The 26,219-nt window shown below is 65.2% G+C and carries 27 protein-coding genes, 1 other RNA gene and 1 pseudogene; 17 read left to right on the top strand and 12 right to left on the bottom strand.

What is annotated here, in order from left to right:
• Positions 1-27 precede the first annotated feature (27 nt).
• Positions 28-1,131: a ferrochelatase gene (gene hemH, locus JN531_RS10365; protein ID WP_228348793.1), complete on the top strand. Its 1,104-nt coding sequence runs from the start codon at positions 28-30 to the stop codon at positions 1,129-1,131.
• Positions 1,132-1,159: 28 nt separating this feature from the next.
• Here hemH and JN531_RS10360 read toward each other — a convergent pair whose 3' ends face one another.
• A complete protein-coding gene (locus tag JN531_RS10360; RefSeq protein WP_228348792.1) occupies positions 1,160-2,197 on the bottom strand; it encodes a flagellar biosynthesis protein FlhF in 1,038 nt (345 codons plus the stop codon).
• Between the two features lie 90 nt (positions 2,198-2,287).
• The gene (locus JN531_RS10355; protein ID WP_228348791.1) at positions 2,288-3,358 is read right to left on the bottom strand and encodes an OmpA family protein; all 1,071 of its coding nucleotides are present in this window, start codon (positions 3,356-3,358) and stop codon (positions 2,288-2,290) included.
• On the opposite strand from JN531_RS10355, the gene sohB reads away from it, so the two are divergent.
• The 7 genes and pseudogenes from sohB to JN531_RS10320 all read left to right on the top strand — a co-directional run bounded on the left by sohB (position 3,333) and on the right by JN531_RS10320 (position 7,914).
• On the top strand, positions 3,333-4,529 hold the full coding sequence (gene sohB / locus JN531_RS10350) for a protease SohB (RefSeq protein ID WP_239795292.1): 1,197 nt from the start codon (positions 3,333-3,335) through the stop codon (positions 4,527-4,529). The two genes, JN531_RS10355 and sohB, sit on opposite strands and share 26 nt — an antisense overlap.
• A gap of 156 nt (positions 4,530-4,685) precedes the next feature.
• Positions 4,686-6,035, top strand: coding sequence for a DegQ family serine endoprotease (locus tag JN531_RS10345; protein WP_366522428.1), 1,350 nt, complete (start codon positions 4,686-4,688; stop codon positions 6,033-6,035).
• A 64-nt stretch (positions 6,036-6,099) separates the two neighbouring features.
• Positions 6,100-6,369 carry a hypothetical protein gene (locus JN531_RS10340; protein WP_228348788.1) on the top strand — a complete coding sequence of 90 codons (270 nt, stop codon included), beginning with the start codon at positions 6,100-6,102 and terminating at the stop codon, positions 6,367-6,369.
• Entirely contained in the window at positions 6,366-6,683 is a 318-nt protein-coding gene (locus tag JN531_RS10335; protein ID WP_228348787.1) for a cell division protein ZapA, read from the top strand. The genes JN531_RS10340 and JN531_RS10335 overlap by 4 nt, the downstream gene beginning before the upstream one ends.
• Positions 6,684-6,700: 17 nt before the next feature.
• Positions 6,701-6,885: non-coding RNA, 6S RNA (gene ssrS, locus JN531_RS10330), on the top strand.
• A gap of 13 nt (positions 6,886-6,898) precedes the next feature.
• A pseudogene (locus JN531_RS10325) lies at positions 6,899-7,456 on the top strand (5-formyltetrahydrofolate cyclo-ligase); the annotation flags it as partial.
• The gene (locus JN531_RS10320; RefSeq protein WP_228348786.1) at positions 7,456-7,914 is read left to right on the top strand and encodes an EVE domain-containing protein; all 459 of its coding nucleotides are present in this window, start codon (positions 7,456-7,458) and stop codon (positions 7,912-7,914) included. The pseudogene JN531_RS10325 and the gene JN531_RS10320, both read left to right, overlap by 1 nt.
• Before the next feature lie 12 nt (positions 7,915-7,926).
• Here the strand turns inward: JN531_RS10320 and ilvA are convergent, their stop codons facing one another.
• On the bottom strand, positions 7,927-9,489 hold the full coding sequence (gene ilvA, locus JN531_RS10315; protein ID WP_436233292.1) for a threonine ammonia-lyase, biosynthetic: 1,563 nt from the start codon (positions 9,487-9,489) through the stop codon (positions 7,927-7,929).
• A gap of 78 nt (positions 9,490-9,567) precedes the next feature.
• Here ilvA and proC point away from each other — a divergent pair, with 78 nt between their 5' ends.
• Genes proC through JN531_RS10290 form a run of 5 tightly spaced genes read left to right on the top strand, consistent with a single transcriptional unit; the run spans position 9,568 to position 13,166 of the window.
• Positions 9,568-10,407: a pyrroline-5-carboxylate reductase gene (proC, locus tag JN531_RS10310; RefSeq protein WP_228348785.1), complete on the top strand. Its 840-nt coding sequence runs from the start codon at positions 9,568-9,570 to the stop codon at positions 10,405-10,407.
• Positions 10,407-10,964: a YggT family protein gene (locus JN531_RS10305; RefSeq protein ID WP_228348784.1), complete on the top strand. Its 558-nt coding sequence runs from the start codon at positions 10,407-10,409 to the stop codon at positions 10,962-10,964. Before proC ends, JN531_RS10305 begins: the two co-directional genes overlap by 1 nt.
• Positions 10,964-12,109: a homoserine O-succinyltransferase MetX gene (gene metX / locus JN531_RS10300; protein ID WP_228348783.1), complete on the top strand. Its 1,146-nt coding sequence runs from the start codon at positions 10,964-10,966 to the stop codon at positions 12,107-12,109. The genes JN531_RS10305 and metX overlap by 1 nt, the downstream gene beginning before the upstream one ends.
• Positions 12,106-12,738 carry a methionine biosynthesis protein MetW gene (metW, locus tag JN531_RS10295; RefSeq protein WP_228348782.1) on the top strand — a complete coding sequence of 211 codons (633 nt, stop codon included), beginning with the start codon at positions 12,106-12,108 and terminating at the stop codon, positions 12,736-12,738. Before metX ends, metW begins: the two co-directional genes overlap by 4 nt.
• Positions 12,735-13,166 (top strand): DUF4426 domain-containing protein, encoded by a 432-nt coding sequence (locus JN531_RS10290; protein WP_228348781.1) that lies wholly within the window; start codon positions 12,735-12,737, stop codon positions 13,164-13,166. Before metW ends, JN531_RS10290 begins: the two co-directional genes overlap by 4 nt.
• Here JN531_RS10290 and JN531_RS10285 read toward each other — a convergent pair.
• The gene (locus tag JN531_RS10285) at positions 13,156-14,220 is read right to left on the bottom strand and encodes an SMP-30/gluconolactonase/LRE family protein (RefSeq protein WP_228348780.1); all 1,065 of its coding nucleotides are present in this window, start codon (positions 14,218-14,220) and stop codon (positions 13,156-13,158) included. The two genes, JN531_RS10290 and JN531_RS10285, sit on opposite strands and share 11 nt — an antisense overlap.
• Positions 14,221-14,357: 137 nt before the next feature.
• Between JN531_RS10285 and JN531_RS10280 the strand changes: the two genes are divergently transcribed.
• A complete protein-coding gene (locus JN531_RS10280) occupies positions 14,358-16,013 on the top strand; it encodes an AMP-binding protein (protein ID WP_228348779.1) in 1,656 nt (551 codons plus the stop codon).
• A 95-nt stretch (positions 16,014-16,108) separates the two neighbouring features.
• Entirely contained in the window at positions 16,109-16,801 is a 693-nt protein-coding gene (locus tag JN531_RS10275; protein ID WP_228348778.1) for a hypothetical protein, read from the top strand.
• A gap of 44 nt (positions 16,802-16,845) precedes the next feature.
• Here the strand turns inward: JN531_RS10275 and JN531_RS10270 are convergent, their stop codons facing one another.
• Entirely contained in the window at positions 16,846-17,739 is an 894-nt protein-coding gene (locus tag JN531_RS10270; RefSeq protein ID WP_228348777.1) for a metal-dependent hydrolase, read from the bottom strand.
• Positions 17,740-17,900: 161 nt separating this feature from the next.
• Here JN531_RS10270 and JN531_RS10265 point away from each other — a divergent pair, with 161 nt between their 5' ends.
• Positions 17,901-18,593 (top strand): TetR family transcriptional regulator, encoded by a 693-nt coding sequence (locus tag JN531_RS10265; RefSeq protein ID WP_228348776.1) that lies wholly within the window; start codon positions 17,901-17,903, stop codon positions 18,591-18,593.
• Between the two features lie 2 nt (positions 18,594-18,595).
• Here the strand turns inward: JN531_RS10265 and JN531_RS10260 are convergent, their stop codons facing one another.
• The 3 genes from JN531_RS10260 to JN531_RS10250 are packed head-to-tail and all read right to left on the bottom strand — an operon-like array spanning position 18,596 to position 21,460.
• The gene (locus tag JN531_RS10260; RefSeq protein WP_228348775.1) at positions 18,596-19,342 is read right to left on the bottom strand and encodes a hypothetical protein; all 747 of its coding nucleotides are present in this window, start codon (positions 19,340-19,342) and stop codon (positions 18,596-18,598) included.
• Between the two features lies 1 nt (position 19,343).
• Positions 19,344-20,375: an MBL fold metallo-hydrolase gene (locus JN531_RS10255; protein WP_228348774.1), complete on the bottom strand. Its 1,032-nt coding sequence runs from the start codon at positions 20,373-20,375 to the stop codon at positions 19,344-19,346.
• Between the two features lie 41 nt (positions 20,376-20,416).
• Positions 20,417-21,460 (bottom strand): SAM-dependent methyltransferase, encoded by a 1,044-nt coding sequence (locus JN531_RS10250; RefSeq protein ID WP_228348773.1) that lies wholly within the window; start codon positions 21,458-21,460, stop codon positions 20,417-20,419.
• Between the two features lie 74 nt (positions 21,461-21,534).
• Here JN531_RS10250 and JN531_RS10245 point away from each other — a divergent pair, with 74 nt between their 5' ends.
• Positions 21,535-21,984, top strand: a complete 450-nt coding sequence (locus JN531_RS10245; RefSeq protein WP_228348772.1) for a PaaI family thioesterase — start codon at positions 21,535-21,537, stop codon at positions 21,982-21,984.
• On the opposite strand, the gene JN531_RS10240 is transcribed toward JN531_RS10245, so the two are convergent.
• From JN531_RS10240 to gatA, 4 genes are read right to left on the bottom strand one after another with little or no spacing between them, the layout of a single operon-like run.
• A complete protein-coding gene (locus tag JN531_RS10240; RefSeq protein WP_228348771.1) occupies positions 21,954-22,421 on the bottom strand; it encodes an SET domain-containing protein in 468 nt (155 codons plus the stop codon). The two genes, JN531_RS10245 and JN531_RS10240, sit on opposite strands and share 31 nt — an antisense overlap.
• Positions 22,418-23,296, bottom strand: coding sequence for an Hsp33 family molecular chaperone HslO (hslO, locus tag JN531_RS10235; protein ID WP_228348770.1), 879 nt, complete (start codon positions 23,294-23,296; stop codon positions 22,418-22,420). Before hslO ends, JN531_RS10240 begins: the two co-directional genes overlap by 4 nt.
• Positions 23,293-24,735, bottom strand: a complete 1,443-nt coding sequence (gene gatB / locus JN531_RS10230) for an Asp-tRNA(Asn)/Glu-tRNA(Gln) amidotransferase subunit GatB (protein ID WP_301334931.1) — start codon at positions 24,733-24,735, stop codon at positions 23,293-23,295. Before gatB ends, hslO begins: the two co-directional genes overlap by 4 nt.
• On the bottom strand, positions 24,735-26,192 hold the full coding sequence (gene gatA / locus JN531_RS10225; RefSeq protein ID WP_228348768.1) for an Asp-tRNA(Asn)/Glu-tRNA(Gln) amidotransferase subunit GatA: 1,458 nt from the start codon (positions 26,190-26,192) through the stop codon (positions 24,735-24,737). Before gatA ends, gatB begins: the two co-directional genes overlap by 1 nt.
• Positions 26,193-26,219: the final 27 nt, after the last annotated feature.

Raw genomic sequence — 26,219 nt, 5'->3', positions numbered from 1 at the left:
GCGCCCCCCTGCCTGCCCGGACCTGCCGTGACCCCCTCCGCTGACGACATTGCCACGCGCCACCGCCAGCCGACGCGGGGCATCGGCGTTCTGCTGGTCAACCTGGGCACACCGGACGCCGCCACCGCTACCGCGATTCGCCGCTATTTGCGGCAATTCCTGTCCGACCGGCGGGTGGTGGAGGTGCCGCGCCTGCTGTGGTGGCTGCTGCTGAATCTGGTGATCCTGCCGTTTCGACCGCGCAAGCTGGTCGAGGCCTACCATGCCGTGTGGACACCGCAGGGCTCGCCACTGCTTGCCGTCAGCCGCGCCCAGCAGTCGGCACTGCAGGCCCGACTCGGCGCCGACGTGCGGGTGGAGCTGGCCATGACCTACGGCAACCCCGGCATCGCCGAAGCCCTGGCCCGCCTGCAGGCGGCAGGCGTCGATCGCCTGCTGCTGCTACCGCTCTACCCGCAATACTCCGCCACCACCACCGCCGCGGCGCTGGACAGCCTGTTCAGACTGCAGATGGCCGATCGCTGCCCGCCCGCCCTGCGCACCATCCGTGACTATCACGATGACCCCGGCTACATCGCCGCGCTCGCCGCGTCGGTCCGCAGACACTGGCAGCAGCATGGACGCGGTGACCATCTGTTGATGTCCTTCCATGGCATTCCGCAACGCAACCTGTTGCTCGGCGACCCCTATCACTGTCACTGCCACAAGACGGCCCGCCTGCTGGCGGAAGCGCTGCAATTGCCGCGCGAAGGGTGGAGCCTCAGCTTCCAGAGTCGCCTCGGGCGCATGCCCTGGCTGCAGCCCTATACCGACCGTCGGCTGGTCGACCTGGCAGCGGCGGGCACCCGCACATTGGACGTGATCTGCCCTGGGTTCTCGGCCGATTGTCTGGAAACGCTGGAAGAGGTGGCGATCCGCTACAACGCCCAGTTTCAGGAACACGGCGGGGCGGCACTGCGCTACATCCCGGCGCTAAACGCCGAACCCGAACACATCGAAGCCCTGGCGGCTTTGGTCCAGCGGCACCTGGGGGGCTGGGCGCGGCCAGCGGAGACGGCTGAAACGCATGACCAACGCGCGCAGCGCGCGCTTGCGGCCTTGCCCGACGCCAATCTGGGACGCACCCGCTGATCGCTTGCGAACACCACCACTAGCGCTCTCAGCGCTGGTGCAATTCCACCCGGCCGGCCTGCTCGCCGCGGCGTGCCGGCCGCAGTGCGTAGACGATGCGCGCTGCCGGGATGCCCTGCGCTTCGATGAAGGACCGCACCTGGCCGACGCGTTGTGCCATGAGGCCGGAATCGCCGCGCCCGCCAGAGGTCAGCCCCACCAGCTCGACATAATGATCGGCGCTCTCACCAAGACGTGCCTGCAGGGCAGCGAGCGCCTCGCGCAGGACGTCGTCACCCGCCGCCTGTAGCCGACTGCCTCCCCCGTCGAACGGGACCTCGGCAACGCGGCTACCAGCGTTCAGCGTGGTCGGGCGGGCCCGGATCGGCGGCGGTGGCACCGGGGTCGCGCGCGGCGCAATGATCGGCTGCGCCGGTGTGGCGCTTGCCAGTGCGGTCCGGGAGGCGGCGGGCGCCGCTGGCCTGGCGGCAACCCGGATCGGCGCTGTCTCCGACGCCGGCGCTGGGAACGTCGCGGCAACCGGCCGCATGGCCGCCAACACCGAGCGCGGCGCCACCCGCAGCGGCTGCTGGACGGCGGCCACGCTGACCTCGGCCATGGGCGCTGCTGGCAGCACCCGGGGCGCCGGCGCGGGCCGCGCCTGCGACACGCTTGCACGCGCCACCGCAGGCATCGGGTCTGTCGGTGTCGTGGTGGCCACGGCGGTGGCGGACACCGGACATCCGCCGGCATCGACCCAAGCCCCGAGGGGCGTCAGCTCGCACCGATCCAGGCCGTCGGCAATGCCGTCGAAGTCACTGTCGATGGCACATCCATGGCGGTCCACTCGGGCGCCGATCGGTGACTTCGGGCAGCGGTCGAGCAGGTCGGCCACCTGATCCTGGTCAAGGTCGTCGTCGTCGGAACAGCCGAAGGCGTCGACGCGGGCACCCTGTGGGGTGTAGAGGCAGCGGTCGCGGGTATCCGCGACACCGTCAGCATCGCCATCGACGACATAAACGGCTGTCGCTGCCGTCGCCAGTATTGGCGGTAACAGTAGCAACAGCGGCAGCAGTCGAATCTTCATCCGGTCAGGCCCGAGGTGGTGATGGTGCCGAGCCTAAGCTGCCGGTACGGCATCGGCAATGTCGGAAGACGCCACCGCCGGGCCGACATCTCAGCCTTCCGACAACTGCAGCTCAACGCGGCGGTTGCGGGCACGCCCGTCTTCCGTCTCGTTGCTGTCAACCGGCCGCGTCTCGCCATAGGCAAAGCTGCGGACACGGTCGCCATCGACGCCCTTACCGACCAGATAGTCGCGAACGGCGGCGGCGCGACGTTCGGACAGCGCCTGGTTGTAGCCCTCGGTCCCGATCCAGTCGGTATGCCCACTGAGCTGCACCAGCAGGTTCGGCGTGGCCGCCAGGCGCTCGCGCATCCGCACCGCGGCACGATCGAGGATGGCTTTGGCGTAATCGGTCAGCCCGGATTCGTCGAACGGGAAGCTGACCGGCTCGAAGTCAGTGGCGGGCGGCAGCGGCGGCGGACAGCCGTTGGCGTCGACGGTCGTACCGGAGGCGGTATCGGGACAGGTATCGCGGCCATCCGGCACGCCATCGCCATCGGCATCCGATGCCTTGGCCGGTGCCGGGGCGGACACCGGCGCCTCGGTGGGCGCGGTGCGACTACCCAAGGGCACCACCAGGCCCAGACGAACCACCGCCTCTTCGAACGGCGACACCCCGGCGATGTCATCGGCATCGAGCCAGCGGTAGCGCACATCGCCGCGGAGCCCGAGATCGGTGCTGCCGAGGGCGAACGACTTGAAGAAACCCAGGCCGGCGGCGCCGAACGGACTGCTGGCATCGGCCCCCGAGGTCTGCTCCTCGGTCTCAACCCACCCGGCACCGAGACTGAAATAGGGGGCAAACGATTCGCCGCGTGCGTAGTAGTAAAGGGCGGAGACCTCGGCGCCCTGCTCCTGCCACTCCGGCCCACCGGCGCGACTGGCATCAAAGTCGTTACGGAACCCGGAGAACTCCAGGCCCCAGAACCGGTTGAACGATTTGCCGACACCGAGCCAGTAGCCTTCGCCCCCCTCGCTGTCGCGAGTGGCGTCCTCGAAGACATAGCTGCCACCGATGGAAATATAAGGGCGCGTATCGACCCCATCCGCTTCGTCGGCGTGACTCTGGGCACCCAGCAAGGCGAGCAGAAGTCCGATGGCGGCACTGGATGATCGTTTCATGTTCGCTGTCCCCCGGCCGCGTACTGGCACCGTCAATTGTTATTCACCCCGTATTATAGGGTCCGACCGGGCTCTGCGACCCACGGTCGTGCAACAGTCTGAAATCACCTACATTTTCATGAAGGGAGTCAACGTGACCAGTTTCCTGACCGACTACGGCCTGTTCGTCGCCAAGTCGGCGACGATCGTTGTAGTCGTCATCATCGTGCTCGGCGCCTTGGTGGCGGCGATCCGCAGCGCCCGCCAGCACGGCCCCGGGGAGCGTCTGGAGATCACCGACCTCAATCGGCGATTCGAGCGGCTGGCGGACGCCCTCCAGGCCGAACTGCAAACCCCCGTCGAGGCCAAGCAGGCGCGCAAGGCGCGCAAGACCGAGGCCAAACAGCGACGCAAAGCCAAGCAACCACCTGCTCGTCCACGAATCTTCGTGCTCGATTTCGATGGCAACCTACGTGCCGACGGCACCGATACCCTCCGCGAGGAGATCAGTGCCATCGTGCAGGTGGCACGTGACGGCGACGAAGTACTGCTCCGGTTGGAAAGCGCCGGCGGCCTTGTCCACGCCTACGGCCTCGCCGCTTCGCAGCTGCGGCGGCTGCGCGATCATGGGCTCAAGCTCACTGTCGCGGTTGATCAGGTCGCCGCCAGCGGCGGGTACATGATGGCGGCGGTGGCCGACCGAATCATTGCAGCGCCGTTCGCTATCCTCGGGTCGATCGGGGTGGTGGCACAGCTGCCCAACCTGCACCGCCTGTTGAAAAAACATGAAGTCGATATCGAAATGCACACAGCGGGTGCCTACAAACGCACGCTGACGGTCTTGGGCGAGAACACCGAAGCCGGCCGAGCCAAGTTCCGCGAAGAACTGGAACAGACCCATGATCTTTTCAAGCAGTTCGTGGCCGAACATCGCCCGGTGCTCAGCATCGACCAGGTTGCCACCGGCGAGCACTGGTACGGCACACAGGCCCTCGGCCTGAAGCTGGTCGATGCCCTGATGACCAGCGACGACTGGTTGCTGGGCAGGGTGAAGCAAGCCGATCTCCTGCACCTGCAGTTCCGCAAGCCACAGCGATTGGCCGACCGTCTCGCCGGCGGACTTCTACGACTGGGCCTGTCACTGCGCCGGGGGGCCGACGAGGTCCTGCAACCACCGACGAGCCTGCATTGAGCCCGAACTTGCGGCAACGGCCGCGGTCATAGCGCCCATTGCGGCCTCCAAATCCTCAATTCCATCAAGAGAACCCCAAGAATGGCTCACTCCATCAGCACCAAGATTCTCGCCCCGCTGGCTGTCTCGGCGGCGCTGGTCACCGCCGCCTGCATCATGTCGAGCGCGCCCGAACCGGCGCAGGCGCAGCTTCCGGCTGTAGCGCCACAGCAGGGCGCCCTGCCCTCACTCGCGCCCATGCTCAAACAGACGATGCCGGCGGTGGTCAACATCTCGGTGACGATGTCGGCCCAGGGGCCGGCAAACTCACCCTTCGGGCCGTTCATGGACGATCCGATGTTCCGTCGCTTCTTTGGCATCCCCGACCAGCAGCCAGAGCGTGAAGCCCAGTCCATCGGCTCGGGCGTCATCGTCGATGCGGCGAACGGCTATGTGATCACCAACAACCATGTGGTCGACAAGGCCGACACGATCAAGGTGCGGCTCAACGATGACCGCGAGTTCGATGCCGAGCTGATCGGCAAGGACCCCGATACCGACATCGCGGTGCTGAAGATCAAGGCCGACGATCTGGTGGCGCTGCCGATGGCCGACTCCGAACAGTTGCAGGTCGGTGACTTCGTGGTCGCTATCGGATCACCCTTCGGCCTGCGCCAGACGGTGACCAGCGGCATCGTCTCCGGCCTGTCACGACAGACCGGCATTAGCGAAGGCGGCTACGAGGACTTCATCCAGACCGACGCCTCCATCAACCCCGGCAACTCCGGCGGCGCCCTGGTCAACCTGCGCGGCGAGCTGGTCGGCATTCCCTCGAATATCCTGTCGCGCTCCGGTGGCAACATCGGCATCGGCTTCGCCATCCCCACCAATCTGGCGAAGAATGTGATGAACCAGCTGATCGAGCACGGCTCCGTTCAGCGCGGTCGGATCGGCGTCACCGGCCAGAATCTCACACCGGAACTGGCCAAGGCCTTTGATCTCGAGAGCACCCGCGGCGCCCTGGTCACCCAGGTGCTGCCGGACTCGCCCGCGGACAAGGCCGGCCTGAAGGCGGAAGACATCATTACCGCCATCAATGGCAAATCGGTGCGCGATTTCTCCGAGCTGCGCAATCAGGTCGGCCTGCTGCGTGTCGGCGACACGGTGGAACTGGCCGTGATCCGCAGCGGCAAGAAGCAGACCGTGAAAGTGAAGATCGGCGCCAGCGAGGAGGTCGTGGCCACCGGTCAGGCCCTAAGCCCGCGGCTTGAAGGCGCAGAATTCGGTCCGCCGAGTGATGCCGCCCGCCAGGCCGGCATCGAGAAAGGCGCGATGATCAAGTCAATCGATCCGCGTTCACCGGCCGCACGTACCGGCCTGCGCGAGGGCGACATCATCATCGCCGTCAACCGCCGCGCCGTCGCCGACGTTGCCGACCTTCAGGCGCGCCTGAAAGAAGCCGGTGACGGCGAGCTGCTGTTGCATGTTCGCCGGGGTCCGGGGGCGCTGTTCCTGCTGATCCAGTAAAGCCGACGCTGTACGCCCCGGGCGGCGGCCGTATACTGACGGCCGCCGCCTTTTTCGTGTTGCCATGCTCGACGCCGAACTCAAACAGCTTGAAGAACGGATTCAACGCCTGACAACGGGCTACCGGCAGTCGCGACTGGAGCTGAAGCGCGCGCTGCAGGAACGCGACCGTCTGCTCGCGCTCAATGGCGAACTGCGGCGACGCATTGAAGCCATTGTCGAGCGCGTCCGAACCCTCGAGGTGGTGCCGGACGCGGCCGCTGATGCCGAGATCGGCGAGCTCGACGCGCCGGCCGCCGAGGCTGAATCCACCGAGGAGGATGTGCTGCGATGACGACACCGAAGCCGTCCGATCCCTTGAGCATCACGGTCCGCATCATGGGCAAGGAGTACACCGTGGCTTGCCCGCCGGAGGAGCATGAAGCGCTGGTCCGCTCCGCCGACTATCTCAATGAGCGGATGACCACCATCCGTCGCCGAGGCAAGGCCTTGGGGTCGGAGAAAATTGCCGTGATGGCGGCATTGAATCTCGCCCGGGAGCTGCTGGAGGCGCATGGCACGGAGGGCGTCGCGCCTGCCGATGAGACGGCGATTGCGCGCGTTCGTCAGTTGCGTCTCGATATCGACTCCACCCTTGCGCTCGAATAGCGATACACTGGCCTCGGTGTCTCCTGCAGTGTTCGACAAGGGCTCCCAACCCCTTGAGCCTATTTGCAAAACCCCGGGAGCCTATCTGCGTCGGGCGTGCAAGCCCGCAGCGTCTAGCGGGAAGCCCAAAGACGTCGAGACGCACCCACTTGAGACGACGTCTCAAGGTGACAGAGCCCATGACGGCACCGGCGGGAGACACCTCTGAATCCAAAGTCGCGCTGCGCCGCACCCTGCGCGCAGCCCGACAGGCGTTGAGCCCACGCCAACGCCGGCTGGCTGCGCGCCGGGCAGCCCTGAAGTTGTTGCGATGTCCGGTCGCGCGCGACTGCCGCCGCTGGGGCCTGTATCTGGCCAGCGGCAGCGAGCTCGATACCCTGCCTTTGCTACAGGTGTTGTGGCGCCGAGGTGCCGAAACCTACGTGCCGGTGATCCGGGCGGAGAAGCGCCTGCACTGGGTCCGACTGCATCCGCGTACGCCATGCCGGGCCGGCGCGCACGATATCCGGCGGCCCCGCAGGGCTTTACCGCGGGTGCCGTCCCGGGCGTTGCAGCTGCTGGTCCTGCCGCTGGTGGGCTTCGACGATCATGGCACCCGCCTCGGTGCCGGTGGCGGCTACTACGACCGGGTGCCGGCGCGAGCCTTTCGCCGGCCCCTGAGGGTCGGCTTTGCCTATCATCAACAGGGCGTGAAGCACTTGCCGCGCGACCCCTGGGACGTTTCCCTCGACCGTATCGCCACCGACCGGAGCATGCTGTGGGCCACTGGCTGATGAAATCCGAACCCGACACTTTCTCGATCGACGACCTGGCGGCACGCCCGAACCGTATCGAGCCCTGGGACGGCGTGCGCAACTATCAAGTGCGCAACATGTTCCGCGATCAGATGAAGGTCGGTGACACCGCCTTCTTCTATCACTCGAACTGCGAGGTGCCGGGGATCTATGGGGTGATGACCATTGCCAGCCCGGCCTACATCGACCCCACCCAATTCGAGCAGGGGCACCACCACTACGACCCCAAGAGCCGCCCGGATCAGCCGCGCTGGCTGCTGGTGGACGTCAAGTACCGCCGCAAGTGGAAACGCCCGGTCAGCCTGGCCACCCTGAAGGACAATGCCGATGCGCTGGCCGGCCTGCAGGTGATCGCCAAGGGCAATCGGCTGTCGGTAATGCCGGTGCGCCCGGAGCACTGGGCCGCGATCTGCGCCCTGGCCGGGGAGAAGCCCTGAGCCGGTGGCCGATCAGGTGCCGAGAAACAGGTCGTAGGCGGGGTTGGCGGTTTCTTCCCAGTAGCGATAGCCCAGCGCATCCAATGAGCGCCGGCACTCGCCCCATTCTCCGCGCGGCACCTGAAGGCCACACAGCACCCGGCCATAGGCGGCGCCGTGGTTGCGATAGTGGAACAGCGAGATATTCCAGCGACTGCCGACGGCGCCGAGAAAGTCGAGACAGGCCGAGGGTCGCTCCGGAAATTCGAAGCGGAATAGCCGTTCGTTCTTGAGGTCGGGCGCCCGTCCACCGACCATGAACCGCACGTGCACCTTGGCCATTTCGTTGGCCGACATGTCGACCACCGGATAGCCATGCCCGCGCAAGGCGCCGATCAGGGCATCGCGCTCGACGTCGCCCTCGGTCAGCTTGACGCCGACAAACACATGGGCCTGTGAGGGACCGCTGTAGCGGTAGTTGAACTCGGTAATCGGACGTCGGCCGATCTCGCGCAAAAACCGTTTGAAACTGCCGGGCTTCTCGGCAATCGTGACCGCCAGCAGCGCCTCGGCGTTGTCGCCGAGTTCCGCTCGTTCGGCGATGTGGCGGAGGCGATCGAAATTGACGTTGGCGCCGGAGACCGTGGCAACCAGGGTCTGCCCGTTGATGCCATGTTCGGCCACCCACTTCTTCATCCCGGCCACGGCGAGGGCGCCCGCAGGCTCCGGCAGTGCCCGCTGGTCGTAGAAGACATCACGGATGGCAGCGCAGATCTCGTCGGCATCGACCAGCACGGTATCGTCAACAAGATGCCGCGCGACGCGGAAGGTCTCTTCACCCACCTGCCGCACCGAAACCCCATCGGCAAACAATCCAGCGCGGGCCAGCGTCACCCGTCGGCCCACTGCCAGCGCGGCAGCAAAGCAGTTGGAATCGTCAGGTTCCACCGCGATGATCTTGATCGAAGGCTTGAGCGCCTTCAGATAGGCGGCGACGCCGGCCAGCAGGCCACCGCCGCCGACACAGACAAACACCACGTCCGCCTCCGGGCATTGCTCGAAGATCTCCTTGCCAACGGTGCCCTGGCCGGCAATCACCGCCGGGTCGTCGTAGGGATGCACCATGGTCATGCCGCGCTCGGCCGTCAGCGCCAACGCATGTTCGCGCGCCTCGTCATAGGTATCGCCGTGGAGAATGGCCTTGCCCCCGAACCGGCGCACTGCCTCGACCTTGACCGCGGGGGTGGTCTTCGGCATCACGATCCATGCGGTCAGGCCAAGCCGTTTCGCGGCCAGCGCGACACCCTGGGCATGGTTGCCGGCAGAGGCAGTGATCACCCCGCGGGCACGCTCCTCGTCGCTGAGGCCGACAATCTTGTTGTAGGCGCCCCGGAGCTTGAACGAGAACACCGGCTGCAGGTCCTCGCGCTTGAGCAGCACCCGGTTGCCGAGCTTCTGCGACAGGCGCTCGGCCTCCAGCAACGGACTGACGATCGCGACGTCGTAGACGCGCGCGTCCTCGATCCGCTGACGGTAGCGTGTCAGGATCTTCTCGACATCCGCGTGCAGGCGCGGTGAGGGGACTTTTGCGCTCAAGGCAGCGGGGTCGGGGAAAGTGAAGTCGCTTATCATACGCGCTTGATCTCCACCGGCTTTCCGCGCCCGTTGCCCACCGTGTCCAACGCTTTGTCTCCCGATCTTCCGATCGCCTTCATCGGCGGCGGCAACATGGCGGCTGCGCTGGTGGCAGGTTTGGTCCGCGCCGGCCATCGGCCACAGTCCCTGACCGTGGTCGAGCCGGTGGCCGAGCGACGCGCCCTGCTGCGCGAGCGTTACGACATCAGCACCAGCGAGCATGCCGCCGGCCTCCAGGCCGATGTCCTGGTGCTGGCCGTCAAACCGCAGCAGATGGCGGCCGCGCTGGCAAGCCTGCAGCCGGCCGACGGCACGTTGGTGCTGTCGATTGCCGCGGGCGTGCCGGTGGCTGCGCTGACCCGTCGCCTGCCCGGCTGCGCCATCGTCCGCAGCATGCCCAACACGCCGGCGCTGGTGGGCGCCGGCATCAGCGCCCTGTACGCACCGGCATCGGTCGGCACCGAGGCGCGCGAGCGCGCAGACCGGCTGCTGTCGACGGCCGGCACCTGCGTCTGGGTTGACGACGAAGCCCAGCTTGATGCCGTGACCGCCCTTTCGGGCTCCGGGCCGGCGTACTTTTTTCGCTTCACCGAGGCAATGACCGCCGCCGGGGTGGCCCTGGGCCTGCCGGATGACATCGCAGCGACCCTGGCCCGGCAGACGCTGGTCGGCGCGGCGCGGCTGGTCGCCGAGAACGACGCGTCGGTCGGTACCCTGCGCAGCCAGGTGACCTCGAAGGGCGGGACCACCGAAGCCGCGCTGCGGGCGTTTGACCAGGGCGGGCTGGAAGCTCTGGTGGGAACGGCCATGCACGCTGCCCGCGACCGGGGCGCCGAACTCGGCGCTGACATCCGCATACAACTGGAGGACAAGGTCTGATGGGCGCCAACGGAGCTAACGCACTGTATTTTCTGGTCACCACGCTGTTTGACCTGGTGATCTGGATCTTCGCCCTGCGCCTGCTGTTGCAAGCGGCGCGCGCCGATTTCTACAACCCGATTTCGCAATTCATCTGGCAGTTCACCCGATTTCCGACCGATACCCTGAGCCGGCTGCTGCCGGCCTATCGCAACATCAATCTGGGCGTGGGGCTCACGTTGGCCCTGCTGGGCATGGTCTATGTCTATGCCGTTGCCGCACTCCTGGGCCTCCAGGTGGGTCTGCTGGCGGCCCTCTGGTATGGCGCGCTGAAACTGCTGGTCATGGCACTCGGCCTGTACACCTTCACGCTGTTCGTACAGGCGGTGATGTCCTGGCTCGGCCCCGGCGTCCATAACCCGGCCGCGAATATTCTGTGGAGCCTGAACGAGCCACTGTTGCGGCCGGTGCGCCGCGTACTGCCGCCGATGGGGGGGCTCGATCTGTCTCCGCTGGTGGTGATCCTCGCGTTGCAGGTGCTGAGCCGGCTGGTGCCGCTGCCGGGGGTGTTCCGCTAGTGGGCACCCCGCCCTCCGACAGCGTCGGCATCGTGGTGCCGAAAAAGATCGCGTTCGAACACCCCTTGAACCTGGAGTGCGGCCGCCAGCTCCCCCGCTTCGACCTGATGGTGGAGACCTACGGCAGCCTCAATGCCGACCGCAGCAACGCGTTGCTGGTCTGCCATGCGCTATCCGGTGATCATCACGCGGCGGGCGTGCACAGTGCTGACGACCGCAAGCCAGGCTGGTGGGATACCTGTATCGGGCCGGGCAAACCGATCGACACCGATCGCTTTTTCGTGGTCAGCCTCAACAACCTCGGCGGCTGTCGCGGCTCCACCGGCCCCGGCACACCCAACCCCGACACTGGCCAGCCCTACGGGCCGGATTTCCCGTTGTTGACGGTGCGCGACTGGGTCCGGTCGCAGGCCTTGCTGGCCGACCATCTGGGGATCGTTCGTTGGGCCGCGGTCGTTGGCGGGTCGCTCGGCGGCATGCAGGTCATGCAATGGGCCATCGATTTCCCCGAGCGTCTGCGCCACGCGGTGGTGATCGCTGCCGCGCCGCGGCTGTCGGCCCAGAACATCGCCTTCAATGAAATTGCCCGGCAGGCGATCCTCACCGATCCCGCCTTCCACGGTGGCCGTTTCTATGCTCACAACACGGTACCGTCCAACGGACTGAAACTGGCGCGCATGCTGGGGCACATCACCTACCTGTCGGACGAGGCGATGCGCGCCAAGTTCGGTAACGAGCTGAAGGCGCCACGGCCGGGCTTCAACTTCGACGTCGAATTCGAGGTGGAAAGCTATCTGCGCTATCAGGGTCAGCGATTCGTCGAGCGATTTGACGCCAACACCTATCTGCTGATGACCAAGGCGCTCGATTACTTCGACCCCGCACGCGATCATGACGGCAAGCTCGCCAACGCCTTCCGTGAAACCCGCGCCCGCTTCCTGGTGATCGCATTCACTTCGGACTGGCGATTCTCCCCGGAGCGTTCGCGCGAGATCGTTCACGCGCTGGTGGACGCCGGCAAGGACGTCAGCTACACCCTGATCGACTCGGAACTCGGCCATGACGATTTTCTGATGCCGATCCAGCACTATCAGGATGTGCTGGGAGGCTACCTGCGGCGGGTCGCCGACGAGGCGCCGGCATGAGCATCACGACCCACCCTGCCCTGCGCCCGGACCTCGCGCTGATCGTCGACTGGATCCGGCCCGGCGCCCGCGTCCTCGACCTCGGCTGCGGCGAGGGGGCACTGCTTGCTTATCTCACCCGACACCGCCAGGTGCAGGGCTACGGGCTGGATATCGACGAGCCCAACATCACCGCCTGCATCAATGCCGGTGTCAATGTCATCGAGGCCGACATCGATGACGGCCTGCGTGACTTCCGAACCAACAGCTTCGATGTGGTGATGATGACGCAGGCGCTGCAGGCGCTGGTCCGCCCCGACCTGACCATTGCCGAAATGCTGCGGGTCGGCCGGCAGGCGATCATCACCTTCCCCAATTTCGGACACTGGCGGGTGCGCGGCTCGCTGTTCGGTGGCCGGATGCCGGTCACCCCGTCGCTACCGGCACCGTGGTTTGCGACGCCCAACATCCACCTGTGCACCGTTGAGGACTTCGAGGCCCTGTGTCGCGACCGCGGTTGGCAGGTTCGCGCCCGCCGGCTACTGGACCGATCACATCGCGAAGGCGCGCGCATCCGCATGGCGCCCAACCTGTTCGCCGAGCATGCGCTCTACCTGCTCGAGGCGCCGGCTTCCGGCGGCACGCCATGAGAACCCTGTTGCTGATCTTCCTGATGACCCTGTCGCAGCTGGCAGGGGCTGAGCAGGCCGTTCGCAGTGGCCCCTACACGGTGCATTACGCGGCGATCCGCACCACCGACCTCACGCCCGACGTCGCTCGCCAGTTCGGCGTCCGGCGCAGCGCCAAGCAGGCGCTACTGGTGCTCAACGTGCAACGTGACGACGGGGCGCCGTTGCCATCTCCGGTGCCCGCCACCGCCACGGGGACGGTCACCAGCCTGCTGGGACATCGGCAAACCCTGTCACTGCGGCCGATGCAGGAAGGCGGTGTGCACTACGTCATCGCCCGATTCGAAACGCTGACGGCGGAATACCTCACCATTGAGGTCTCCGTGCTTGCGGACGGCGCCTCAGCTCCGATTCCGTTGAAATTCCAGCAGCAGTTCTTCAACGAATAGCGTCGATTCGGACCCGCGCCATCCCGGGGTAGGACAGGCTGCCGAGATACAGCCATTCGCCACGGCGCTCGACGCTGGTGATCGGCGCGAACACCGCCTCGCCCTTGGCCTGGGCACTGAGCACGATCTGCCCATCCGTATCGAGCGCCATCAGCCAGGCATGCTTGGCCGGCGCCGGATGGATGGCCTCCGGCAACCGCCGCAGCACCTTGCGCACCCATGGATGCGGCAGGATACGGTCCAGTATCGGGTCGCGCGGGGCGTACAGCGCCAGCCAGAACCGCCCTTCACCGTCCCAGCTGATGTTGTCGGGAAACCCGGGGAGGTTGTCGACAAACAGCTCCGACTGTCCGGCACGTGGCCCCTGCAGCCAGTACCGGGTGATCTGGTAGCGCCCGGTTTCATTCACCAACACGTAGTCGCCCCCCGGGCCAACGGCGATGCCGTTGGCAAAGTACAAGCCGTCCAGCAGGGTCTCGGTCTCGCCGCTGACGGGGTCGTACCGCAACAGGCGTCCGTTCCCGGAATGCTCGAAGAAGTCGTCCATCAGGACGTCCGGCGCGAATCGGTGTGAGGCGTCGGAAAAATAAAGGCGCCCATCCGGACCGACATCGACATCATCGACAAAGCGGAAGGGAACCCCATCCGAGCCCGTCGACAGGACGGTCAGACGCCCGTCCGCTTCCAGCCGCAGCAAGCCCTTCAGGGCATCGGCGATGACCAGTCCACGATCGGTCATGACCATGCCGAGGGGGCGCCCGCCGGTATCGGCCAGTACGTCGATGGTGGTGCCATCCGGGCCCAGACGGAAGACCCGTCCGTCGTCAAAACCGGCATAGACCGCACCATCGGGGCCGATCGCAACGCCTTCCGGTCCATTGCCCTGCCCGGCGGCCAGCACTTCGGCAGCCTGCAATCGCTGCTTGAGGGCGAACAGCCCCTGGTCGGTCGGTGGCGCGGGCGGCGGTGTCCAGGCCTGCGGGCTGATCGGCACCGGCCAGAAGAGCAGATAGGCCAACCCCAGGATGATGACAACGGTGACGATCTTGCCCACGATCTGGCTCCTCTGAATGGTGTGGCGCCCCTGCGACCTGCACCTGCGGGGGCCTTTGGATACACTTGCAAGCCTACGAACATAAACCAGTTTCCGCCAATCGCGCGCGGGAACCATTCTTTGGGGAGCTTGAGTCGATGACCACGCAGAAGAATCCGATCGAGATGCTGCTGCATTGGGCACAGGAGCGGCCGGACACACCCTGGCTGTTCCAGCCCGTCAACGGACAGTGGCAGCCGATCACCTGGTCGCAGGCTGAAGCCCAGGTTCGTACCATGGCGGCGGCTCTCAAGGGGCTCGGCTTCCCCCCCGGCAGTGCAATTGCCATCTCCGGACGCAACACCGCCCACTGGTTCCTGGCCGATCTGGCGATTGCCATGGCCGGTTACATCAGCGTCGGGCTCTATCCGAAGCAGGCCGAGAGCGCGGTGACGTACATCCTCAAACACTGTGAGGCCAAGGCGATCTTCATCGGCCCGATGCCGGACCCACAGGAGTTCGCCCCCGGCCTGCCAGACGGCATCGTCAAGATCGCCATGCCCTATCCGGACCTCGGCATCGACTGCGACCATCAATGGGATGCACTGCTGGCCGGGGCCAAGCCGCTGCAGGGCTACACGCCGCCGGACCCGTCGGCATTGGTCACGCTGGTCTATACCTCGGGCACCACCGGCAATCCCAAGGGCGTGATGATCAACGGCGAGAACATGTTGTTTGCCGCCCAAGGCATGAACAAGGCAATGCCGGCCGAAGGCCAGGAACGCTTTTTCTCCTACCTTCCGCTGGCCCATGCCTTCGAACGCGGCGCGGTCGAACTGGGCAGCCTGTTCTTCGGCGCCCAGGTCTACTTCCTCGAGCACATCGACAAGCTGGCCGAGCAGCTGGCGGAAGTGGCCCCCACCCGCTTCTTTGGCGTGCCGCTGGTGTTCAGCCGCATCCAGGCCGGTGTGCTCAAGAAGATGCCGCAAGCCAAGCTCGACCGACTGCTGAAGATCCCCTTGCTGTCAGGGTTGATCCGCAAAAAGATCAAGACGGCCATCGGCTTGCAGAATGCCCGTTATCTGTTCGTCGGCGCAGCGCCGATGCCGATCCCGTTGATCGAGTGGTTCGACAAACTTGGTATCAAGGTGCTGCAGGGCTACGGCATGACCGAGAACAATATCTATGCCACCGCCAATCTGCCCAAGGCCAACCGCTGGGGCTCTGTGGGCCGAGCCCAGCCGGGCGCCAACATGCGCATCGCCGCCGATGGCGAGATCCAGTTCAAACACCCGGCCGTGATGGCCGGGTACTACAAGGCCCCCGACAAGACCGCCGAGACCTTCACCGAAGATGGTTGGCTGCGCACCGGTGATCGCGGCCGCATCGACGAAGACGGCTATCTGTTCATTACCGGCCGCGTGAAGGACATCTTCAAGACCTTGAAGGGCAAGTACGTGGCGCCAGCGCCGATCGAGGGCGCCATGGCGCGGAACACCCTGATCGACCAGCTGTGCTTGGTCGGCAGCGGCCTGAAGCAGCCGATCCTGCTGGTCTCGCTCAACGATGCCGGGCGCGCGATGAGCCGCGAGGATGCCGGCCAGGCGTTGGTCGCCGACGTCGAAGCCGTCAACCAGCCGCTAGAAGCCCACGAGCAGATCGCCAAGGTGGTGGTGGTCAAGGACCTCTGGACCATCGACAACGGCCTGATGACGCCGACCATGAAAGTAAAGCGAAATGAGGTCGAAAGCCGTTACGCAGCCCTGATCGAGAAACAGTGCGGCGATCGCGAGAAACTGGGATGGGAGGCGTGAGCGCCCGCGGCGTCCAGCGGACCATCACAGCGGTTACCCTCGCGTCCGCGCTGTTGTTGACGGCGTGCAGAAACGACACTGCCACGACCGTGGACGTGCCGACGCCCACTGCCGACACCGGGCACGAAACGCTGCCCGCCATCGAGCGCTTCAGCGCCCTGTGGCAGGCGATCCACCAGGCCGAGGCACCGCAGTCGCTGGAGCCACTGCTGATCGCCGCTGCCGAGGTGCAGGATGCGGTCATGCTGCTGGATGACAGTCAGCAGGCATGGCTTGAGCGGCTCGACGCCGATCGTTTCGCGCAACTGCAATCGGAGGTCCCCGGATTCGTCTTCCATCGGGGTTACGACATCCATGCCGAAATCGACGGCCCGGCCCTGCTGGCGCTGGCGCAATCCTCCGGCCGCCCTGCCGACGTTGCGTTTTTCGAACAGTTCGTCGCCTCCTACAGCGACCAGGCACTCCCGGTGTACTTGCGCTTTGCCGATAGCGCCTCGCCCTGCGTCCGCTTCGGCGAGCCGGTTCTGCTCGATCAGTACGCAGCCTGGCAGCAGTTTCGGGCTCAGCACCCGGACAGCTATGGCGATTTCAGCCGCCAATGGTTGGCCGATATCGAGGATGTCGTTGCGCATGGCACCTGCACCTGCACCGAGGCACAGGCCCCGGTGGAGCAGACCCTTTCAGAATTCATCGAGCGCTTTCCGGAGACCACGGTGCGACCGCAAGTGGTGGCGCGCCTGACGCAGTTGCGGGACGACCCCTACGAGAAACCAGTCTGGTGTCGTTGACCCCCCAACAAAAAGCCCGGCAATGCCGGGCTTTTTGTTGCCGCTCAGGCGGCCCGGGCCATCGGCCCCTGGGTACGGGTGTACTGGTCGACGAACGCATCGATGTCCTCGAGAAAGGCCCGATTGTCGTGATGCCAGGGATGAAACCCGGGACGGAAGTAGTCAAACCACGGCCGCACCATCTTGCGCAGGAAGCCGATCTCACCGAAGGCGAGGCGGTAGAACGCGCGCCAGCCTTTGATGTCGGTCAGCTTGCCTTCATGGCGCAGGAAGCTGAGATAGGCCGGAATCACCTCGGCCCAGAAAATGGTGGTGGCCAGCACCAACCCGAAGCTGCGCTCCAGGTAGGCGCGCGGACCGGTCCCCTGCGTGGTGGTCCAGACATCGAAGGCGACCGCCTTGTGTTCGGTCTCTTCAAGCGCATGCCAGTGCCACAGCGCGGAGTAGCCCGGCTCCGACTGTTCCTTGAGCCGCGGTTCCTGCAGCAGGCCATCGGCCATGATCGCGGTGAGGTGCTCCAGCGCAATCGTGCCCGACAACCGCATGGAGGGCGGCGTGCGGGTCTGGAACCAGCGCAACAGTGCGGTGATGCGCTTCTCGAAACGCTCGGCGTTGGGCAGACGCTCGAATACCTTGGCGTTGTACTCGTCGTGCTCACGCCCGTGCATCGCCTCCTGGCCGATAAATGCGGTGGCCGCCTTTTTCAGCTCAGGGTCGGTCACCTGATCGCGGTAATACCGCACGGCGTCAATGAAGAAGCGTTCGCCGACCGGAATCACCAACGACATGGTGTTCATCAGGTGGGTAAAGTGAACATTGCCGCTGGCCCAGTCATGCACGCGGTCTGCGGGAAGATCGAACGTCACGTCGCGGCGCGTCGGCATCACCGACAGCGTCTTGGCACTGCGGGACGTCGGGGCGGGTTTTTTGGCAGTCATGATCGGCCTCCTCAGGTCGACATCTCATGGTGTATACAATCGTCTACCTGCAGAGTAGACGGATGTACACATTGACGTCAACCGTCAATGTGCCATCAATTGATGTCTAATTGTCAACATACTGATATTAAATGTAATTATTACAGGATTCTGGCCAAACGATGAAGTCAAAGAACCCGCTGAGCGGCCGCGAACGGCTGATGGAGGCTGCACTCGAACTGGCGGCGACCACCCGCAGCATCGCCTCGCTGGGGCTGCGCGAGGTGGCCCGCCATGCCGGGCTCAACCCCAACACCTTCTACCGCCACTTCCGCGACTTCGATGAGTTGGGGGTCGCCATGCTGGCGGAACTCGGCACCGCCCTGCGCAGCGGCCTCCGGGAGCGGCGCATGCAGCCGGCACAGAAGGGTTTCCGCATGGCGGATTTCAGCAGCCCGGCGGAAGGCCTGCAGGAAGCCCAGGCCATTGCCCGCGAGTCGGTCGGCCTGGTCCTCGACTTCGTGACCGAGCACCGTGAAGCCTATACCGTCGGCGTGCGCGAGCTTTACGGCAGCAGCCCGGTGATGCGCAAGGCCATGCAGGATCTGCTGGAAGGCATCGCTCAGGACATGACGGAGGATCTGATGGAGGTCCTCAAGCTGCCGGGCGTGACCTCCGCCGAGCTGATCGAGATCGCCCGCATCATCGTCCGACAGATGGTGTTCTTCTCGATGGACTATCTCGAAGAAGAGGCGCGTCGCCCGGAGATCCGTCGCCAGGCCGAGCGCTTCATCCTGCTGTTGTTCTGGGGGGCGATCGCCGCCCGCAGCCCGGAACTGCTGAAGGACCCGGCGCTGCGCTTTCCAACGTTCTGAGCCTACTGCAGCGGTGGCAGCGTCTCTGGCGCCCCCGCAGGCGGCTTCGACGGATAGACAATCCGCGCGTTGTAGGGCTTGTCGGTCGCAGGATCGTGAATGTTGGAGATCCCCCGATACTCCAGCAGCCGCCGTTGTGTCGGCTCGTAGACCAGTTCCAGCCGGTCCACCAGCAGCCGCAGCAGCGAGTCCGGCTCGACCACCAGCTGCACTGCAGGTGCGCCGTCGAAGGTGATGTCACCCACCTTGCGCGCCCGGAAGCTGTAGGCGTCCAGATTCCCCGCAACCAGCAATCGGAATTTCGCGGTCTTACCGGCCATCAGGGTGTCGAAATTGTCACGCAGCAGCGAGTGAAACCCGGAATCGGCCGCCATCATCGGCCGCGCGTCCACCCGCTCCTCTTCACGCGTGCCGTCGACTTCCTTGAACAGCGTGACCTCGTCGTCGACCGCACTGATGCCCTCGGCATACTGCTTGTACGGCAGGTCGAGCCGATAAACCGGGATGTACGGGCTCTGACTGAAGTCGAGGGGCTTGTCGCCGATCAACTCACCCGCCGGATCAAAGTAGCGGATGCGACCGCCACGCCACTGGCCGTCGACGATCTCTTGTTCGTGGACTTCGGTGTAGAGATAGGCGTCGGTCTCGAGATCAAAGGCATAGCCGTAGAAGCGGACGGTCTCGGCCTGGGCGGCGAGTGTGCTCGCCAGCAGCAGGGCACCACAGGCGTGGGCAACGGTTCGGATCATGTCAGGGCTCCGTGAGCATCGAGGGCAGGACCGGAATGGCCCGGGCCGCACCGAATGTCGGCGCGATGAAGGTGGTGTCGGCAAGCCCGGAGGCTTGGCGGGCTGCAACCAGATCGGTGACCGGTTCATGCTGCCCTTCCTCGGACAGCTGAAAGGTGCCGAAGTGCACTCCGATACTCTGCGCGGCGCGCAGGTCGGTGTGGGCTCGCACCGCGTCTTCCGGGCTGGTGTGCTGGTAAGCCGTGAGCCATCGTGGCTTGTAGGCCCCGATCGGCAGCAGGGCCAGCCGAAACGGACCATACCTATCGCCGGTATCTGCGAAGTGGGCGCCGTAGCCGGTATCACCGGCGAAGTAGACGGGGCCACCCCGGGTTTCGATCAGAAACGCCAGCCACAGACTGCGATTGCGACGGCCCGGCAGCAGGCTGCGCCCGTTCCAGTGTTTTGCCGGCAGTGCGCGCACGCCGAGCGCGTCGGAAAGCAATGTCCGCTGGCCCCAGTCGAGGGCCTGCACCCGTCGCAGCCCGGCGTCGCGGAGCCAGCGGTCTTCCCCGAGACCCACCACGAACAGCGGCGCATGCGCGGCGTCGAGGCGCCGCAGCGTCTGCAGGTCGAGATGGTCATAGTGGTTGTGCGAGATCAGAACCGCATCAATCGGAGGCAGTTGCGCAAAAGTGAGCCCCGGGGCCACATGGCGCCGCGGCCCCAGCCATGACACCGGGCTGGCACGCTCGCTCCAGATCGGGTCGGTCAGTACGTTGAGACCGTCGTACTGCAACAGCACCGTGGCGTGGTTGACCACCGTCACCCGCAGCTCACCGTCAGCGACCCGCGCTGGCGGCGCGGGCTGCGAAGGCGGGCGCAGGTCCCGCTGCCAAGGACCGGGATCGCGTTCCCGGTAGTAGCGCCAGAGGTCCGCCCAGCCAACATCGAATGGTGTGTCGTTGTGAAACCGCTCACCGTCGAAGTGATCGCTCACCGGCCCGTGATATCCGGGGCCGCCGGCGCAACCCGCCAGGCAGACGGCGGCCATCAGCAGCTGGAGTGACCGACCGGACCTCCGCATTGGCGACGCTACCGCTTCTCGAACAGGTAGTGGCCCACGCCCCATTCATTGCCGTCGGCATAGCCGAAGAACTCGGCGACGGCCATGTAGAACATTCGCCAGCGGTTGAACCAGATACCGGCGTCAGCACGGCCGTAGGCCTGCTCGAAGATGGGCATGATGTCGGCACGCGCGGCGTCCATGCCGGCCAACCAGTGGTTGGAGGTCTTTTCGTAGTGCTGGCCGTTCACCCACCACTGGCGGGCCAGACGAAGATCGTCCTGAAAATGCGCCAGCAGGTGTTCGCTGGGCATGGTGCCACCGAGGAAAAAGTACTGCGTCATCCAGTCACTTTCGTCGCGCACTTCGTAGTGATAGGCCAGCAACTTGTGGGCGAAGATATGGACGAACAGCTTGCCCTCGGGGTTCAACCAGCCGGCAATCTTCTTCAGCAGCAGGCCGTAGTTCTTCATGTGCTCGAACATTTCGATCGACATGACACGGTCGAAGCCTGCTTCCACCCCCTGTGCCGGGTAGTCGAAGTCGACGATATCGCCGGTGATGATCGTCAGGTTCGTCAGCCCCCTGGACTTGGCCTGCGCCATGATGAATTCGCGCTGGCCGTGGGAGTTGGAGAGCCCGACCACCTGTGAATTCGGGTACTGCCGCGCCAGCCACAGCGACAGTGACCCCCAGCCGCAGCCGAGATCCATGATGCGCATGCCGTCGACCAGCCCGGCACGCTCGGCATACAGGGCAAGCATCTTCTCTTCGGCCTGTGCCAGCGTCTCGTTGCCGTCCGGATACAGGCAGCAGGAATACTTCAGGCAGGGGCCAAGGTGACGATGAAAGAATTCGGCAGGAACTTCGTAGTGCTGCACGTTGGCATCGCGAGTGTTGATGGCGATCGGGCTGCGCCGCAGGTCATCGAGAAACGAGGCGAACGCTTCAACGCGACGCTCCTGGTCGACGCTTTCCGGCGCCTGCAGCCGTTTGGCGATGAGCGCGCGCATACCGGCTCGGGCAACAACGTCGGGGACCAGGCCCCGTTCAACCCACTGGATGGGATTCATGAAGATTCAAGGATGATGGGGAGGGATGGAGACAAGGGTACACTCGCGCCTTCATTACGCGGGGAGTATGTCGAATGGATGCACAGCCGGCGATCCAGATGCTCGAAAAGGGTATCGCCTTTGTCGAAAGAACCGGTCTGCAGGTCGAACGGCTGGAACGGGGGCACGTGGTCTGTCGCATGCCGTTTGCCGGCAATGGCAACCATATCGGCACCATGTATGCCGGTGCCCTGTTCACCTGTGCCGAGATCCCCGGGGGCGCCCTGTTCCTGTCGACCTTCGACCCGGCGAAGTGCTTCCCGATCGTGAAGTCCCTCGACCTCAAGTTCCTCAAGCCGGCCACCGCTGATGTCCGCATCGACATCCGCATCGACGACAGCGAGATTGCGCGTATCGAGGCCGATCTGGACGCCCACGGCAAGGCGGAGTTCGTGCTGACCGGCGACCTCACTGACCCCAGCGGGGTGGTCGTGGCGCAGTCACACGGCGTCTATCAACTGCGTTCGAACAGGCCCAGGAGCTGACGCGCAGAGGTCTGCAGGCTGAGTTGCCAGGGCAGTCCGATAATCGGCTGCCCGGTCTGCGAGCAGACAAAGCCCGGATTCTCGCCATCCCCGAGCAACAGCCGGTAGTCGCTGGTCACTTCGGTGTCCGCCGGCAGGTCGGCGAGTGCAAAGATGAATCCCAGATGCCACAGCCCGGTGGGTTTGAACGCGTGGTTGACGTAGCACTCGTCACTCCACTCCGGGGTGATCGAGAACCACTGCTCGAACCAACGGACGCTGGCCTGCACTTCGAGGCTGTCCGCGGGCAGCGCCCGCAGCCGCGACTCGGGCCAGACGGTGTGCACATTGTCAGGCGCGATGATCACCGCCCCCCGCGCCACCGGCGCCGCCAGAAACAGTCCCTTGCCGGCGCCGGCAATCTGCGAGGGCCCGATCCGGTAGGGCGGGATGATCATTGCCGGGTCTGGCCGGCGGCGGCCGCCGTTTCGGCGACGAACAGCGCATGCGCCTCTGCCGGCGAATAGCGGTACTGGCGACCACAGAATTCGCAGGTCACCTCGACCTTTCCCTGTTCGGCCAGCACCGTATCCACCTCCTCGCGCCCCAGGCCCAACAGCATGGCCGAGATCTGGGCATGCGAACACTGGCAGCGCAGCGCGACCGCGCGCGGTTCGAACAGCCGCACTTCGTCTTCGGCAAACACCCGCGCGAGCAGGTCCGGAATTTCCCAGCGCAACAGGTCGCCGGCGCTCACGGTCCTGAACAGGGTGTAGACGTGGTGCCAATTGTCGTCATTGCGGCCTTCGCCCTCGGGCAGGCGCTGCAACATCACGCCTGCCAGCTTCTCGGGCGTGGCCGCCAGACGGATCAACGTCTGGGTTTGCTCGGAACGGGCGAAGTAGATCTGCAGGGCCTCGGCCAATTCCAGCCCGACGACGTCCACCATCGCCTGGTAGCGATTGTCGCCCCGCTTCGGTTCCACCAGCGCCGCCAGCAGGCCGCCGCCAAACAGGGCCTGAAAGTCGCCCTCGGCATCGGCATCGTGCTTGACCATGCCGCGCAACTGCAGCGCCTCGTCAATCTGCGTCACCATCAACTTGACCGGCCCCTGCCCCTGGAACTGCAGGTTGAAACGGCCCTCCTGACGCATGTCGGCCGCCAGCAGCGGAGCTGCCGCCAGGGCCTGCCCGAGCTGCTGTGCCACATCCGGCGGGTAGTCGCGCCAGCCGAACATGCTGTTGAGCTGTTCGGTGAGGTTGACCGCAAAGCCGCGGACACCGCGCCCCGGCAGCAGAAACGGAATCAGCGGGTTGACGCCTCCGGCACTCATCCCGCCAGCTTGTCCTTGAGCAGCCGGTTCACCGCATCGGGATTGGCCTTGCCCTGGCTGGCCTTCATCACCTGGCCGACGAAGAAGCCGAACAGCTTGTCCTTGCCGCTGCGGAAATCGGCCAGCTGCCCGGGGTTGGCCGCCATCACCTGCTCGATGATGGCGATGATGGCGCCGTCGTCAGTGATCTGGCGCAGGCCCTTGCGATCGATGATGGCGTCCGCATCGCCTTCGCCGTTGAGCATGGCCTCGAAGACGTCCTTGGCGAGCTTGCCGGAGATGGTGTTGTCGGCCATCCGCTTGAGCATGCCGGAGAGCATGTCGGCGGTGATCGGGCTGTCGACGATAGCCTTGCCCAGCTTGTTGAGAGCGCCGAGCAAATCGGTGGTGACCCAGTTGGCACACTGCTTGGGATCGGCACCGGAGGCCTTGACCACCGCCTCGTAATAGTCGGCCAGCGCCGCTTCGCCGGTCAGCACGGTGGCGTCGTAGCGCGGCAGCCCATACTGCTGCTCGAAGCGGTCGCGCTTGGCCTCGGGCAGTTCCGGCAGGGTGGCGCGGATACGTTCGCGTTCCTCAACGGTCACGATCACCGGCAACAGGTCAGGATCGGGGAAATAGCGGTAGTCGTTGGCGTCTTCCTTGACACGCATGGTGCGGGTTTCGCCGGTATCCGGGTTGAACAGCCGGGTTTCCTGCACGATGTGGCCGCCGCCCTCGATCACTTCGATCTGGCGCTCGATCTCGAAATCGATCGCCTGCTGCACATAGCGGAACGAGTTGATGTTCTTGGTCTCGGTGCGGGTGCCGAACTTTTCGGCACCGACGCGCCGCACGGAGACGTTGGCATCACAGCGGAAGGAACCTTCCTGCATGTTGCCGTCACAGATGCCGAGGTAAACCACCAGTTGATGCAGCTTCTTCAGATAGGCCACAGCCTCGGCCGAAGAGCGAATGTCGGGCTCGGAAACGATTTCAATCAACGGTGTGCCGGCACGGTTGAGGTCGATACCGGTGACGCCGGTGAAATTTTCGTGCAATGACTTGCCGGCGTCCTCTTCCATATGGGCGCGGGTGATACCGATCCGCTTGCCTTGCCCTTCAACCTCGATGTCGAGGTGGCCGTGTTCGACGATCGGCAGTTCGTACTGCGAGATCTGATAGCCCTTGGGCAGGTCGGGATAGAAGTAGTGCTTGCGGGCGAACACGCAGCGCTCGGCGATCTGCGCGTCCACCGACAGGCCGAACTTCACCGCCATCTGCAGGGCTTCGCCGTTGAGTACCGGCAGCACGCCGGGCAAGCCGAGGGTGACGCCGTCGGCCTGGGTATTGGGTGCCGCGCCGTAGGCGGTGTTGGCACCGGAGAAGATCTTGGTCTTGGTCAACAGCTGGCAATGCACTTCCAGTCCGATGACGGCTTCCCATCCGTTCGGGATCATCATTTGAACGCCTCCGGCCGCTGCAGGTGCCAGTCGCTCGCCTGCTGATACTGGTGCGCCACGTTGAGCAGCCGCGCCTCGTCGAAGTAGTTGCCCATCAACTGCACACCCACTGGTAGTCCCTCGGAAAAACCGGCCGGCATGCTCAGCGCAGGGATTCCGGCCAGGTTGGCAGCGATGGTGTAGATGTCGTTGAGATACATGGCAACCGGATCGTCGGTCTTCTCGCCGAAGCGGAAGGCGACATCGGTGGTGGTCGGCGCGAGGATCACGTCCACCTGCTCGAAGGCCCGACGGAAGTCCTCGGCGATCAGCCGCCGCACTTTCTGGGCCTGCAGATAATAGGCGTCGTAGTAGCCATGACTGAGCACATAGGTGCCGATCATGATGCGCCGCTGGACTTCGGCGCCGAAGCCTTCCCCTCGTGATTTTTTATACAACTCTTCAAGATTTTTTACGCTTTCGGCACGATGACCGAAGCGCACGCCATCGTAGCGAGCCAGATTGGAACTGGCCTCGGCCGGGGCCACCACGTAGTAGGTCGGGACCGACAGCGGCGCATTCGGCAGGCTGACCTCACTGAATTCCGCCCCCTGCTCGGTCAGCGCCTTGATCGCGGCATCGACACAGGCACGCACCCCGGGCGACATGCCATCGGCGAAGTATTCCGTCGGCAGGCCGACCCGCAGCCCCTTGATCGACTGCGTCAGCGGCGCCACCAGGTCGTCGACCGGCCGCTCGACGCTGGTCGAGTCCAGCGGGTCAAAGCCGCTCATGGCCTGCAGGACCCAGGCGGCATCCTCTGCGCTGTGCGCCACCACACCGGCCTGATCGAGACTCGAGGCGAAGGCGATCATGCCGAACCGCGACACCCGCCCGTAGGTGGGTTTGATGCCGGTAAGGTTGGTCAGCGCCGCGGGCTGGCGGATCGACCCCCCGGTATCGGTGGCGGTGGCCACCGGCGCCAGACCCGCAGCAACACAGGCAACGCTGCCACCCGACGAGCCGCCAGGCACGCGGCCAGTGTCCCAGGGGTTCTTCACCGGGCCATACCAGGAAGTCTCGTTGGACGACCCCATGGCGAATTCGTCCATGTTGCACTTGCCCAGCATCACCATGCCGGCCTCGCCGTGCAGCTTCTTCACCAGCGTGGCGTCATAGGGCGCGATGAACCGGTCGAGCATCCGGCTGGCACAACTGGTCCGCACACCCTCCGTGGCAAAAATATCCTTCTGTGCCAGGGGGATCCCGGTCAGTGGCCCGCCACCGCCACGGGCCAACAGGGCGTCAGCCGCATCCGCCTGGGCCAGCGCCTGGTCGGCGGTAACGGTGATGAAGCTGTTGAGCTGAGGGTCAAGACGCTCGATGCGTCCGAGGAAGTGTGCAGTCAGCTCGCGCGAGGAGAAGCGCTTGGCGCGCAGCCCCTCGGCCAGTGCTGCTATCGACAGTGTGTGCATGGGATCCTGCTTGGTGGAGCGCGCGGC

Origin of the sequence: Flagellatimonas centrodinii, assembly GCF_016918765.2 — a bacterium.
Lineage (GTDB): Bacteria > Pseudomonadota > Gammaproteobacteria > Nevskiales > Nevskiaceae > Polycyclovorans > Polycyclovorans centrodinii.
The sequence above is the reverse complement of the archived record's forward strand: the minus strand, read 5'-3'. Positions and strand labels throughout refer to the sequence as shown.